This is a genomic window from Saccharopolyspora thermophila (assembly GCF_014646075.1).
Classification (GTDB): domain Bacteria; phylum Actinomycetota; class Actinomycetes; order Mycobacteriales; family Pseudonocardiaceae; genus Saccharopolyspora; species Saccharopolyspora thermophila.
Genome location: NZ_BMMT01000001.1, coordinates 453,101 through 466,059, shown reverse-complemented (window position 1 = coordinate 466,059; position 12,959 = coordinate 453,101). Strand labels below are relative to the sequence as shown.

At 71.4% G+C, this 12,959-nt stretch carries 12 protein-coding genes; 8 read left to right on the top strand and 4 right to left on the bottom strand.

Going from position 1 to position 12,959, the window contains the following annotated elements:
- Nucleotides 1-45: 45 nt before the first annotated feature.
- Nucleotides 46-783 (top strand): S1 family peptidase, encoded by a 738-nt coding sequence (locus IEY17_RS02005; RefSeq protein ID WP_188984748.1) that lies wholly within the window; start codon nucleotides 46-48, stop codon nucleotides 781-783.
- A 96-nt stretch (nucleotides 784-879) separates the two neighbouring features.
- Here the strand turns inward: IEY17_RS02005 and IEY17_RS02000 are convergent, their stop codons facing one another.
- Entirely contained in the window at nucleotides 880-1,860 is a 981-nt protein-coding gene (locus IEY17_RS02000; RefSeq protein ID WP_188984746.1) for an NAD(P)/FAD-dependent oxidoreductase, read from the bottom strand.
- A 201-nt stretch (nucleotides 1,861-2,061) separates the two neighbouring features.
- On the opposite strand from IEY17_RS02000, the gene IEY17_RS01995 reads away from it, so the two are divergent.
- From IEY17_RS01995 to IEY17_RS01975, 5 genes are all read left to right on the top strand, one after another.
- Nucleotides 2,062-2,823: a S1 family peptidase gene (locus tag IEY17_RS01995; RefSeq protein ID WP_188985326.1), complete on the top strand. Its 762-nt coding sequence runs from the start codon at nucleotides 2,062-2,064 to the stop codon at nucleotides 2,821-2,823.
- A 175-nt stretch (nucleotides 2,824-2,998) separates the two neighbouring features.
- On the top strand, nucleotides 2,999-4,393 hold the full coding sequence (locus tag IEY17_RS01990) for a class II fumarate hydratase (RefSeq protein ID WP_188984744.1): 1,395 nt from the start codon (nucleotides 2,999-3,001) through the stop codon (nucleotides 4,391-4,393).
- Between the two features lie 63 nt (nucleotides 4,394-4,456).
- Nucleotides 4,457-5,971 (top strand): ATP-dependent DNA ligase, encoded by a 1,515-nt coding sequence (locus IEY17_RS01985; protein WP_188984742.1) that lies wholly within the window; start codon nucleotides 4,457-4,459, stop codon nucleotides 5,969-5,971.
- 12 nt (nucleotides 5,972-5,983) lie between these two features.
- Nucleotides 5,984-6,406 (top strand): DUF4288 domain-containing protein, encoded by a 423-nt coding sequence (locus IEY17_RS01980; protein ID WP_188984740.1) that lies wholly within the window; start codon nucleotides 5,984-5,986, stop codon nucleotides 6,404-6,406.
- A gap of 100 nt (nucleotides 6,407-6,506) precedes the next feature.
- Nucleotides 6,507-7,946, top strand: a complete 1,440-nt coding sequence (locus IEY17_RS01975) for a GuaB1 family IMP dehydrogenase-related protein (protein WP_188984738.1) — start codon at nucleotides 6,507-6,509, stop codon at nucleotides 7,944-7,946.
- A gap of 60 nt (nucleotides 7,947-8,006) precedes the next feature.
- On the opposite strand, the gene phoH2 is transcribed toward IEY17_RS01975, so the two are convergent.
- Together phoH2 and IEY17_RS01965 are read right to left on the bottom strand one after the other, a co-directional pair.
- Nucleotides 8,007-9,350: an RNA 5'-3' helicase PhoH2 gene (phoH2, locus tag IEY17_RS01970; RefSeq protein WP_373289833.1), complete on the bottom strand. Its 1,344-nt coding sequence runs from the start codon at nucleotides 9,348-9,350 to the stop codon at nucleotides 8,007-8,009.
- Nucleotides 9,351-9,833: 483 nt separating this feature from the next.
- Nucleotides 9,834-11,045, bottom strand: a complete 1,212-nt coding sequence (locus IEY17_RS01965) for a DUF885 domain-containing protein (protein WP_188984734.1) — start codon at nucleotides 11,043-11,045, stop codon at nucleotides 9,834-9,836.
- Between the two features lie 248 nt (nucleotides 11,046-11,293).
- Here IEY17_RS01965 and IEY17_RS01960 point away from each other — a divergent pair, with 248 nt between their 5' ends.
- Both IEY17_RS01960 and IEY17_RS01955 read left to right on the top strand, forming a co-directional pair.
- A complete protein-coding gene (locus tag IEY17_RS01960; protein ID WP_188984732.1) occupies nucleotides 11,294-11,536 on the top strand; it encodes a hypothetical protein in 243 nt (80 codons plus the stop codon).
- Between the two features lie 303 nt (nucleotides 11,537-11,839).
- Nucleotides 11,840-12,082, top strand: coding sequence for a hypothetical protein (locus IEY17_RS01955; RefSeq protein ID WP_188984730.1), 243 nt, complete (start codon nucleotides 11,840-11,842; stop codon nucleotides 12,080-12,082).
- Between the two features lie 52 nt (nucleotides 12,083-12,134).
- Here IEY17_RS01955 and IEY17_RS01950 read toward each other — a convergent pair whose 3' ends face one another.
- Nucleotides 12,135-12,911, bottom strand: a complete 777-nt coding sequence (locus IEY17_RS01950; protein WP_188984728.1) for an isoprenyl transferase — start codon at nucleotides 12,909-12,911, stop codon at nucleotides 12,135-12,137.
- Between the last annotated feature and the right edge of the window lie 48 nt (nucleotides 12,912-12,959).

Below are 12,959 nucleotides of genomic sequence, written 5' to 3'. Positions count from 1 at the left end.
CCCATCCGGCCAGTGGTGCCGGGATCCATGGGAGGATTCGACGGAATGCGGAAGCGTTCGGTTGTGATCGGAGCCATCGCCGCGATCGGCGCACTCGGCCTGCCCGCGAGCGCGGCGGCCGATGCTGTCAACCCCTACATCGTCGGCGGCCACGACGCCACCGAGGAGTACTCGTTCATGGTGTCGCTGCAGCAGCATGGCCAGCACCTCTGCGGCGGCTCGCTCATCAAGCCCGACTGGGTGGTCACCGCCGCGCACTGCGTGCAGGGTGGCGGCCAGTTCACCGTGCGGGTCGGCAGCAATGACCACACCAGCGGTGGTGAGGAAGCCAACGTCACCAACATCCAGACCCACCCGTCCGCGGACCTCGCGGTGCTGCAGCTCGACAAGCAGCTGCAGGCCACCCCGATCACGATCGCCGCGGACTCCGGTCCGGCGGGCACCGAGACGCGCATCATCGGCTGGGGCCAGACCTGCGCCGAGCCGGGTTGCGGTCCCGCGCCGCAGATCCTGCAGGAGCTGGACACCCAGATCGTCGACGACGGTGAGTGCAGCGGCATCGACGGCCAGGGCGAGATCTGCACGGACAACCCGAACGGCGACTCCGGGGCCTGCTACGGCGACTCGGGCGGCCCGCAGATCAAGGGCACTCCGGGCAACTGGGAGCTGATCGGCGCCACCAGCCGCTCCGGCAACAATGACGCCACCTGCGCCACCGGCCCGTCGATCTACACCGACGTGGCCGCCTACGCGGACTGGATCAACGAGAACACTGGCAGCTGAGCGGAGTCCCCGAACACACCGCCACCCGGGCGTCGCGCGTTTCCTCGCGGAGGGCGCGTGCCACCCGGGTGGCGTCACGTTTCGCGGGACGACGGCTCAGCCCTTGTCCGAGGAGTGGCCGGGGAAGAGGTGGGCGTCGGGGTTGAGCTCCACCGCGATGTTGTTCACCGCCGTCGCCGCCTCGCCGAACCCGGTCGCGATCAGCTTGACCTTGCCCGGGTAGGCCGCGACGTCGCCCGCGGCATAGATCCGCGGCCGCGAGGTGCGCATCGTGCTGTCCACCAGGATCGAGCGCTTCTCCAGCGCCAGGCTCCACCGCTCGATGGGGCCGAGGTCGGCGGTGAACCCGAGCGCCGCGACCACGGTCTGCGCGGGCAGCACCCGCCGCTCCTGCCCACCGACGTCGATCTCCACCTCGTGCACCCCGGCGGCGTCACCGCGGATTTCGACGACCTCGGCCGGGGTGATGAGCGGGACGCCCAGGTCCTCCACCTTGCGCACCAGCCCGGGGTGCGCGCGGAACCGCGTACGCCGGTGCACCAGCGCCACGCTGCGCGCGACCGGGTGCAACGCCAGCGCCCAGTCGAACGCCGAGTCGCCGCCACCGACCACCACCACGTCGCGTCCACTGTGCACGGACAGCTCGGGGATGAAGTGCACCACACCGCGCCCCACCCAGTCGCCGCCGGCGGGCAGCGGGCGCGGGGTGAACTCACCGATCCCGGCGGTCACCAGCACCGCGCGGGCGCGCACCGCCTCGGAACCGACCTCCACCAGTAGTCCATCGTCCACCTCGGACAAATCGGTGGCCGGGCGACCCAGCAGGTAGACCGGGTCGTACTGCCCGGCCTGCTCCACCAGCCCGGCAACCAGATCCCGGCCACGCACCTCCGGGAAACCCGCCACGTCGAAGATCAGCTTCTCCGGGTACATCGCGGTCACCTGGCCGCCCGGCTCGGGCAGCGCGTCGACCACCGCGACCGACATGCCGCGGAATCCGGCGTAGTAGGCGGCGAACAAACCGGTCGGGCCCGCCCCCACGATCAGCAGATCGACCTCGTGCGACACCGCGACCATGCCCACCACCCTCGTCCTTCGACCGCGTGGACAGTCCCAGGCTAGCCCGATCCGTCCGCGATGTCCGCGCCGCGAACGCCGCGCTGCACCACTCCGCCGAGCCTGCCTCGGCAATCGGCGGTACCTGGCCGACTCCGCCCCGCTTACGTTCACCAAAAAGGGTGATCTTCCGCGGGGAGGAGACACGTGAAGAAGACGTCCATGCTGCTCAGTGCCGTCGCGGCGGCGGTGCTGGGCATGGGAGTTCTGCCCGCGACAGCCGGTGCCGCGGACGACCCGGGCGTGCTGATCGTCGGCGGCCACGACGCCACCGAGCAGTACGACTGGATGGCGTCGCTGCAACGCTCGGGCAACCACAGCTGCGGTGCTTCGCTGATCGACGAGCAGTGGGTGCTCACCGCCGCGCACTGCGTGCAGGACGCGGCGCCGGGCGACCTGAACCTGCGCATCGGCAGCCCGGACCACACCACCGGTGGCACCGAGGCCGGGGTCGCCGAGATCGTGGTGCACCCGGACTTCGCGACCCAGAACCCCAACGGCGACATCGCGTTGCTGAAGCTGGACCGCGCGGTGCCACAGCAGCCGGTGGAGATCGCCGACGCCTCCGGCGAGGTCGGTACTCCCTCGCGCATCATCGGCTGGGGACTCACCTGTCCGGTCCGCGGCTGCGGCCAGCCGCCCGAGCAGCTGCAGGAGCTGGATACGCAGGTGGTCGCCGACTCGCAGTGCTCGCTGAGCGCCATCGACGGCGCCACCGAGATCTGCACCGGCAGCACCGAGCCATTCGCCAACGCCTGCTTCGGCGACTCCGGCGGTCCGCAGCTGGAGGGTGAGCCCGGCAACTGGAAGCTGACCGGCGTCACCAGCCGCCTGGGCAGCCTGATCCCGGTCTGCGGCACGGCCCCGTCCATCTACACGGACGCCACCGCCTACAAGGACTGGATCACGAGTACCATCGGCTGATACAGCAAGCTGCGGGCCCGGAACAGCGTTCCGGGCCCGCAGCGCTGTTCGGGTGCGAGATCGCGCACCTGCACCGGTCCAGTTCGGACGTTGCGGGTGCTCCCGGCCACAGATCGCCCGCCGAGTGGGATGGCACACGCTGACCCGGGGCACCCCGCGGCGGGACACTTTTGTCATGGCTGAACAGGAGTACCGGATCGAACGCGACACCATGGGCGAGGTGCGGGTGCCCGCCCACGCCCTGTACCGGGCGCAGACCCAGCGGGCCGTCGAGAACTTCCCGATCTCCGGCCGCGGCCTGGAACGGGCCCAGATCCGCGCGCTCGGTCTGCTCAAGGCCGCCGCCGCACGCGTCAACGGCCGGCTCGGGGTGCTGGACCCCGACCTCGCCGACGCCATCGCCGCCGCGGCCGACGAGGTCGCCGAGGGCGTGCACGACGAGCACTTCCCGATCGACGTGTTCCAGACCGGCTCCGGCACGTCGTCGAACATGAACGCCAACGAGGTCATCGCGACGCTGGCCGCGCGCCGACTGGGCCGCGACGTGCACCCGAACGACCACGTCAACGCCTCGCAGTCGTCCAACGACACGTTCCCGACGACGATCCACGTGGCGGCCACCGAGGCCGTGCTCACGGAGGTGATCCCGGCGCTGGAGCACCTGGCCGGCACCATCGAGACCCGCGCCGCGGAGTGGACCGACGTGGTCAAGTCCGGCCGGACGCACCTGATGGACGCGGTGCCGGTCACGCTGGCGCAGGAGGCCGGAGCGTGGGCCTCGCAGGTCCGCTACGGCGTGGAGCGGCTGCGCAGCGGCCTGCCTCGGCTCGGGGAGCTGGCGATCGGCGGCACCGCCGTCGGCTCGGGCCTGAACGCACCGGAGGGCTTCGGTGCGGCAGTGGCCGCGGAGCTGGCGCGGGTCACCGGCCTGCCGCTGACCGAGGCCCGCGACCACTTCGAGGCCCAGGCCGCGCAGGACTCGGTGGTGGAGACCTCGGGTCACCTGCGGACCGTCGCGGTGAGCCTGGCCAAGATCGCCAACGACGTGCGCTGGCTGGGGTCGGGCCCGCGCACCGGCCTGGCCGAGCTGGTGCTGCCGGACCTGCAGCCTGGTTCGTCGATCATGCCGGGCAAGGTCAACCCGGTGATCCCGGAGGCGACGCTGCAGGTGGTGGCGCAGGTGATCGGCAACGACGCGGCGGTGGCGTTCGCCGGTTCACAGGGCAACTTCCAGCTCAACGTGATGCTGCCGGTCATCGCCCGCAACGTGCTGGAGTCGGCGCGGCTGCTGGCCGCGGTGTCCCGGCTGCTGGCGGACAAGGTCTTCGCCGGGGTGCAGGTCAACGCCGATCGGGCCCGCGAGTACGCGGAGGGGTCGCCGTCGATCGTGACGCCGCTGAACCGCTACCTCGGTTACGAGGAGGCGGCGGCGGTGGCCAAGCAGGCCCTCAAGGAGCGCAGGACGATCCGCGAGGTGGTGCTGGAACGCGGCCACGTCGACGCGGGCAGGCTGACGCTGGAGCAGCTGGACGAGGCCCTCGACGTGCTCCGCATGGCCCACGGCGGGTGACCTGGCGGGGCACCCGCGGGTTCCGGCGGGCGGGTTGTCGGTGTCCGCACGCACCATGAACGCATGGTGCTGCTCGCAGCCGTGGTCGCCACCTCCGGCGCGGTGGCGGCCACCCGCTCGCGCAGGGCGAAGACGACGGCCATCGCCGAGCTGCTGGGCCGGCTGGATCCCGACGAGGTGGCCCCGGCGACCGCGCTGCTGGCCGGGGAGCTGCCCGGCGGGCGGGCCGGGGTGGGCTGGTCGACGCTCGCCGCGCTGGCCGTCGACCCGGCGCCGGAGCCGTCGCTGACGATCGGCCAGGTGGCCGCGGCGATCGCCGAGGTCCGGCGGATCAGGGGCGCCGGATCGGGGCAGCGCCGGGCCGAGGCGCTGGCCGGGCTGCTGGGCGCGGCGACCGCGGCCGAGCAGGAGTTCCTGGTGCGCCTGTTCTGTGGCGAACTGCGGCAGGGCGCGTTGGAAGGCGTGATGGTGGAGGCCATCGCGGCCGCGGCCGGGGTCGCCGCCGAGCCCGTGCGGCGCGCGTTCATGCTGTCCGGGCGGCTGCCCGCGACCGCCGAGGCGGCGCTGCGCGGTGGTGCGGCGGCGCTGGCCGAGTTCCGCCTGGAGGTGGGCCGGCCGGTGCGGCCGATGTTGGCCTCGCCCGCCGAGGACCTGGACTCCGCGCTGGCCGAGCTCGGCGCGGTCAGCGTCGAGTACAAACTGGACGGTGCCCGCATCCAGGTGCACCGCGACGTCGACGAGGTCCACGTCTACACCCGCACGCTGCGCGAGATCACCCGCCACGTGCCCGAACTCGTCGGGCTGGTGCGCGGCCTGGACTGCCGGTCCGTGGTGCTGGACGGCGAGACGCTGGCCCTGGACGACTCCGGTCGGCCCCGGCCGTTCCAGGAGACGATGGGCCGTTTCGGCGCCCAGAACCCGCGCGAGTTGCTGCTGCACCCGTACTTCTTCGACTGCCTGCACCTGGACGGCCGTGACCTGCTGGACCTGCCGCTGCGGGAACGCCTCGACGCGCTGGAGCGGGTCGCCTCCCGGCACCGGATCCCGGCGGTGCTCTCCCCCGGCGCGGAACGCGCTGCGGAGCTGTTCGACGAGGCCCTGTCGGCCGGACACGAGGGCGTCATGGTCAAGGATCTCGACTCGGCGTACGCGGCCGGGCGGCGCGGTCGCGCGTGGCGCAAGGTCAAACCCGAGCACACCCTGGATCTGGTGGTGCTCGCCGCGGAGTGGGGCCACGGTCGGCGCCGCGGCTTTCTGTCCAACCTGCACCTGGGCGCCCGGGACCCGGACGGCGGACCGCCGATCATGGTCGGTAAGACGTTCAAGGGCCTGACCGACGAGCTGCTGGCCTGGCAGACCGCGGAGTTCCCGCGACTGGAGACGCACCGCGACGACTGGACGGTGTACCTGGCGCCGGAGCTGGTCGTGGAGGTCGAACTGGGCGGGGTGCAGGCCAGCACCCGCTACCCCGGGGGTGTCGCGCTGCGCTTCGCCCGTGTGCGGCGCTACCGGCCGGACAAGGACGCCGCCTCCGCCGACAGCATCGAGGCGGTGCGCGGCATGCTGCCGGGCGGGTGAGATCCTGGGGATATGAGCGGCAACGACGACCTCGACGCGATCGGTTCGATCACCATCGGCCCGGGCACCATCGACCCGCGCGAGTTCCGGCCCGCCACCGAGCCGGTCGAGCTGGAGCCCTACGTCGCCGTCCTGGTCCTGGAAGCCATCTCGGACGCGGCGGACCACGAGCCGCTGTATGAGGAGTCCTTCGTGCTGGTCAAGGCGGAGTCGCCGGAGGAGGCCCAGGAGAAGGCCACCGAATACGGCAGGCAGCAGGAAACGAGTTACCAGAACGAGAACCACGAAATGATCACGTGGAAGCTCAGGCAGGTCGTCGAGGTGAAACCGCTGGAAGACGCGACCCTCGACGACGGCGCGGAACTCTACAGCCGCTTCTTCCGCAACTATGAGGCGTACCGGTCCTTCGATCCCCTGACGGAGGAAGACGCCTGACGCCCGCAGCGCCAGTCCCGGCCTGCCTGGACCCGGCTGCGATCGCTTGGTCCATCGGAGGGACGACGAGGGGGTGTTGCGGGACGTAGGGTGGTGAAACGTGCAGTTCCTGAACGGGCAGCAGCCCACCACCGAGCTCACCTACGACGACGTCTTCCTGGCTCCGCGGCGCTCCGGCGTCGAGTCGCGCTTCGATGTCGACCTCGCCACCAACGACGGCACCGGCACGACACTGCCGATCGTCGTCGCCAACATGACCGCGGTGGCCGGACGCCGGATGGCCGAGACCGTCGCGCGGCGCGGCGGGCTGGTCGTGTTGCCGCAGGACGTTGACCCGGCGGCGGTCGCCGAGATCGTCTCCTGGGTCAAGGCCCGACACCCGGTCTGGGACACCCCACTGGTGTTGCACACCGACGACGCGGTCGCCGACGCCCTCAACCTCCTGCCCAAGCGCGCGCACGGCGCCGTGGTCGTCGTGGACGACGACCACCGTCCGCTGGGCGTGGTCGACGAGGCCGCGTGCACCGGCGTCGACCGGTTCGCGCGGGTCGGCGAGGTGGCCGACCGGCACCCGGTTGTGCTGCCGCTGGAGACCGAGCCGCGCGAGGTGTTCGAACAGCTCGACAAACAGGCCCGCACCGTCGCCATCGCCATCGACGGCGACGGGCGGCTGGCCGGGATCATGACCCACCGCGGCGCGCTCCGCGCCGAGATCTACCTGCCCGCCCTGGACGCCGCCGGGAAGCTGCGGGTGGCGGCGGCCATGGGCGTCAACGGGGATGTCGCGGCCAAGGCGGCCGCGCTGCTGGACGCCGGGGTGGACACGCTCGTCGTGGACACCGCGCACGGCCACCAGGAGAAGATGATCACCGCGCTGAGGGCGGTCCGCTCCGTCGAGCCGAAGGTGCCCGTGGTGGCGGGCAACGTGGTGACCGCCGAGGGCGTGCGCGACCTGGCCGAGGCCGGTGCCGACGTGATCAAGGTCGGGGTCGGCCCGGGCGCGATGTGCACGACCCGCATGATGACCGGCGTCGGCCGCCCGCAGTTCTCCGCCGTCGCCGAGTGCGCGGCGCAGGCCCGCGAGCTCGGCAAGCACGTGTGGGCCGACGGCGGCGTGCGGCATCCGCGGGACGTGGCGCTGGCGCTGGCCGCCGGGGCGGCGTCGGTGATGATCGGCTCCTGGTTCGCGGGCACCTACGAGTCGCCGGGCGACCTGCAGCGCGACGAGCACGGCCGGGCGTACAAGGAGTCGTTCGGCATGGCGTCCAAGCGAGCGGTCACGGCCCGGACCCGCTCCGACAGCGCCTTCGACCGGGCGCGCAAGGCGCTGTTCGAGGAGGGCATCTCCAGTTCCCGGATGCGGCTGGACCCGCAGCGGCCGGGTGTGGAGGACCTGCTCGACCAGATCAGCTCTGGGCTCCGCTCGGCGTGCACCTACGCGGGCGCGCGCAACCTGGCGGAGTTCCACGAGCGCGCGCTGATCGGCATCCAGTCGGCGGCCGGCTTCGCCGAGGGCCGTCCCCTGCCGTCCGGCTGGTGACCGCTCGAAGCGATGCGGTGGAGGGCATCTTCAAGGCGGAGGTGCCCTCCACCCGGACCGCTACGGGGTGAACTCGCCTTCGAGGAGCTCCGTGACGAGGGCCGCGATCGGGGAGCGCTCCGAGCGGGTCAGCGTCACGTGGGCGAACAGCGGGTGCCCCTTGAGCTTCTCGATCACCGCCGCGATGCCGTCGTGCCGCCCGACCCGGAGATTGTCGCGCTGCGCGACGTCGTGGGTGAGCACCACCCGCGAGTTCGCACCGAGCCGGGACAGCACCGTCAGCAGCACGTTGCGCTCCAGCGACTGCGCCTCGTCGACGATGACGAACGAGTCGTGCAGTGAGCGGCCGCGGATGTGGGTCAGCGGCAGGACCTCGAGCATGCCCCGGTCCATCACCTCGTCGAGCACGTGCTCGCTGGCCAGCGCGCCGAGCGTGTCGAACACGGCCTGCGCCCACGGCGCCATCTTCTCGTTCTCGGTGCCCGGCAGGTAGCCGAGCTCCTGGCCGCCGACGGCGTACACCGGCCGGAACACCACGACCTTGCGGTGCTGCTGGCGCTCCAGCACCGACTCCAGCCCGGCGCACAGCGCCAGCGCCGACTTGCCGGTGCCCGCCCGGCCGCCCAACGAGATGATCCCGATCTCCGGATCAAGCAGCAGATCCAGCGCGATCCGCTGCTCCGCGGAACGCCCGTGCAGCCCGAACGCCTCCCGGTCGCCGCGAACCAGCCGGACCTGCTTGTCCCTGGTGACCCGCCCCAGCGCCGACTGCGACCCCGCCAGCAACCGCACCCCGGTGTTCGGCGGCAGGTCCCGCGCCTCGTCCAGGTCGGCCACGCCGTCGCGGAACAGCACGTCCACCGCATCCGGGGACGCGTCGATGTCCGCCATCCCGGTCCACCCAGAGGACACCACGTCCTGCGCCCGGTACTCCTCGGCCTCCAGCGCCACCGCGGCCGCCTTGACGCGCAGCGGCATGTCCTTGGTGACCAGGGTGACCCGGTGCCCCTCGGCGGCGAGGTTCAGCGAGCAGGCCAGGATGCGGGCGTCGTTGGAGTCGGTGCGGAATCCCGGCGGCAGCACCTGCGGATCGGAGTGGTTCAACTCGACGTGCAGGGTGCCGCCCGACGAGCCGACCGGCACCGGCCGGTCCAGCCGCCCGTACCGGATGCGCAGGTCATCCAGCACACGGAGGGCCTCCCGGGCGAACCAACCGAGTTCGGGATGGTGGCGCTTGCCCTCCAGCTCGCTGATCACCACCACGGGAAGCACCACGTTGTGCTCGGCGAAGCGGGACATCGCCCACGGATCGGACAGCAGCACCGAGGTGTCCAGAACGTAGGTCCGGATCCCGATGCCACCGGATTGCAGGGTGCGCGCGGACTCGCCGCTACGGGCTGGGATCTCCGCGTGAGGCTGGGAACGTCGTGCGGTCACGGCTACTCCCTCGCGGGCGTGGCGTGCACACCCGCTCGTCGGCGGGCCGGGCCTGCCCCCGTCGCGCCCCGGCCGGACCGGTGGTCCGCCGCGGCTGCAGGGGCCGGGCACCGGCCCCTCGCGACCTCGGTGGACGTAACCGTCCGCTCCAGCCAACAGCCACGATCAGGGCCTCCCGGACGGGCCGCGTACGGACAAGCTTCTTGAAACGGCCCGTCACCAGCGCACGCTACCTGCGTGATCCGCTCTCGGCAGACAGCCACCCAGGTGATTCAGTAATTCGTCGACATATCCGAGCGAAATCGCTGGTCAGGGGGTTGCGGGACAAATCGGGCGCGCGCGGTGCCCGGCCCGCGCAGCAGGTCAGAGCACATCCGGCCGCAGGGAGCCGCCCCGGACGACCCTGGCACGCGCGGTGATCAAAACTGATCCGAACGGGTGAATTTCGGGTCAGATTCGGGCGGCGAGCTCCGCGCGGAGGACCTCCGGCACCAGCGGCTCGTCAAGCAACCTGCGATAACGATCAGCACTCGAAGCGGTCGCCGGACGGGCCTCCAGCCACCGCCGCAGCAGCCGGTAGCCCTCGACGTAGGTCGTGGTGTAGGCGCGCCACAGCGGGTCCCGCATGAACTCCACGAGGTGCCGGGCGCGCGCTTCCGGCATGAGCAGCCAGCGCTGCAGGTGTGCCACCACCTCGGCCTCGTCGGCGCCGCCGTGCAGCATCAGCAGCGCGTCCTGGCGGACCGGCAGCAGGCCGACCATGACCCGCTCGATCCGCTCGGCCAGCTCGCCGTCCAGCGCGATGCCCAGGTCGGCGAAGATCTCCGCGGCCCACGGCCCCCAGCCCGGCCCGACCGCGGCGTGCAGCCCCAGGTCGGCCAGGCCCTCGGCCATCAGGCACTGCGGCGTGTTCACCAGGAAGATCGTGTGCTCGGCCAGGGCGTGCCGGCGCGCGAGCCCGGCTTCCTTGCGGCAGTGCTCGGTGTGGTGCCCCGGGTAGGACTCGTGCGCCACCAGGTGCGGCAGGTTCGAGGCGCGGTGCCCGACGTCGGCGTTGACCGCCACCCGCGAGCGGAACCCACCGATGTAGTGGTTGAACCCGCTCCACGGCTTGTCGGTGACGATCCGGTACTCCACGACCTCCTGCACCGGGAGGCCGAAGCGCCGGTGCACCCGGTCGCGCAACGCGCTGGACAGCGCCCGCACGCTGGCATCGAGCCGCTCCGCGGGAATCACGTCCCGGCGGCGCACCGCGGCCAGTCGCTCCGCCAGCCGTCCGCGGCCGGGCAGCAGCGCGGCGAGCTCGCGGTGCGCCTGCCGGTACTCGTCGGTGTCCCCGAGCTGCGGGACCACCTGGAAGTACGCCTCGACCTCGGCGGGGAAGGGCACCTGCGCGCCGGACAGCTTGCGGGCGGAGCACTCCAGCGCGGTCAGCTGGGCGACCAGGAACCTGCGCCGCTCGTCGGCCAGGTCGCTGCCGGGCAGGGCGGCCAGCAGCCGGCGCACGTCGTCGAGCAGCCGCGCCGGTTCGGGTACCGGCTCGTCCGCCACGCGCCGCCGCACCGCCGGATCGCCGGTGTAGGAGTCCACGAAGCCGGGCAGGAGCCGGTCGAACCGGAGCCCGAGTCGGACATATTCGGCCACCAGTGCAGCGGAGTCCATGCGGGGACACTACGCCGCCTTCGCCGGGCGCCGCGAAGGCGGGCGCGAACCCCGCGAATTTGCCGGAACAACCAAATCTGTGGGCGACATCCGAAAATGATCACACGATAGTGTTAAGGAGGTGTCGTTTTGCTCCATTGGCTCGATATCTTTCACGCCGGGTGCCCGCTCCCCGCGGCTGGCTTTGGGGTGCACAGCCGAGGAATGGGCGGCGCTCGATTCATCCCATCCAACAAGGAGCAACCGAAGTGCTGAAGAAGGCTGCGATTGTCGCTGGTGCCGCCGCCGGTCTGCTGGCTGTGGCCCCGGTCGCCAACGCCGACAGCGCCGACAACGACGGCATCAACATCCTCAACGACAACAACATCAGCGCGGTGCCGGTCGAGCTGTGCGGCAACAACGTCGCCGTCCTGGGCGCGGTCGTTCCGCTGCTGTCCCCGCAGCTCAGCGGCTGCGTCAACGCCCCGGTCGTCGACCACCCGAGGGTCTGACAAACGGGCGGATCGCCTGGGTTCGCGGGCGCAATTCAGGTGCCGAAAAGGGCGTCGGGCCCGTTCCCGACGCTCCTTTTTGCGTGCCCGCGTTCTTTTTTTCCGGTTTCCGCGCGCAGGGGGCGCCCCTCGTCCGCGAATACGAACCTCGCCTTACACGATCGTGTTAAGGAGACGGACTGATCGGCATGCCCCTGGCCCTTTTCCGCGAGTACCCACCACACTCGGTGGCCACCTCGCGGAACTTTCGGCTCGCGAGGCGCGGACTCCGGTTCCCGCAGTAATCGAAGGAGAGTGAATCAAGTGCTGAAGAAGGCTGGGATTGTCGCTGGTGCCGCCGCCGGTCTGCTGGCCGTGGCCCCGGCCGCGTACGCCGACAGCGCCGACAACGACGGCATCAACATCCTCAACGACAACAACATCAGCGCGGTGCCGGTCCAGCTGTGCGGCAACAACGTCGCCGTCCTGGGCGCGGTCGTCCCGCTGCTGTCCCCGCAGCTCAACGACTGCGTCAACGCGCCGATCGCCGACCACCCGAGGGTCTGAGGCAGGTCCGTTTCCACCGGAAGGGCCAGGTCGGACCGACCTGGCCTTTCTGCTACCCGCCGAACCTGCGGTGGCGCATCGCGTAGTCACGCAGCGCGCGCAGGAAGTCGACCCGGCGGAACTCCGGCCAGTACGCCTCGGTGAACCAGAACTCCGAGTGCGCCGACTGCCACAGCATGAACCCGGACAACCGCTGCTCGCCGGAGGTGCGGATGAGCAGGTCCGGGTCGGGCTGCCCCGAGGTGTAGAGGTGCTCGGCGATGTGGTCGACGGTCAGCACCTCGGCCAGTTCCTCGATGGTGGTGCCCGCCTCGGCGTGCTGCTGCAGCAACTTGCGCACCGCGTCGGCGATCTCGCGCCGCCCGCCGTAGCCGACCGCGACGTTGACCTGCATGCCGGTGCGGCCCTTGGTGCGCAGGGCGGCGGCCGACAGCCGGGCAGCGGTCTCGGTGGGCAGCAGGTCGAGCGCGCCGACGATCCGCACCCGCCAGGGCGTGGCCGGGTCGGTCAGCTCGTCCACCACACCGGCGATGATCTCCATCAGCGCGTTGAGCTCTTCGGGGCTGCGGTTGAGGTTGTCGGTGGACAGCAGCCAGAGGGTGACGATCTCGACCTCGGCTTCCTGGCACCACTCCAGCAGTTCGGCGATCTTGCGGGCGCCGGCGCGGTGGCCGTGCGCGGCGTCCAGGCCCGCTTCCCGCGCCCATCTGCGGTTCCCGTCCAGGATGACGCCGACGTGCCGCGGGTGTTGAACCCCGTCGAGCTTGCGCCGCAGCCGCCGCTCGTAGACGTCGTAGATGAGGTCTTTCAGCCGATCCTTGAGCGTCACGCCAGACGAGACTACGCGGATGCGGTTTGCGGGCGGCCCCCGCCTCAC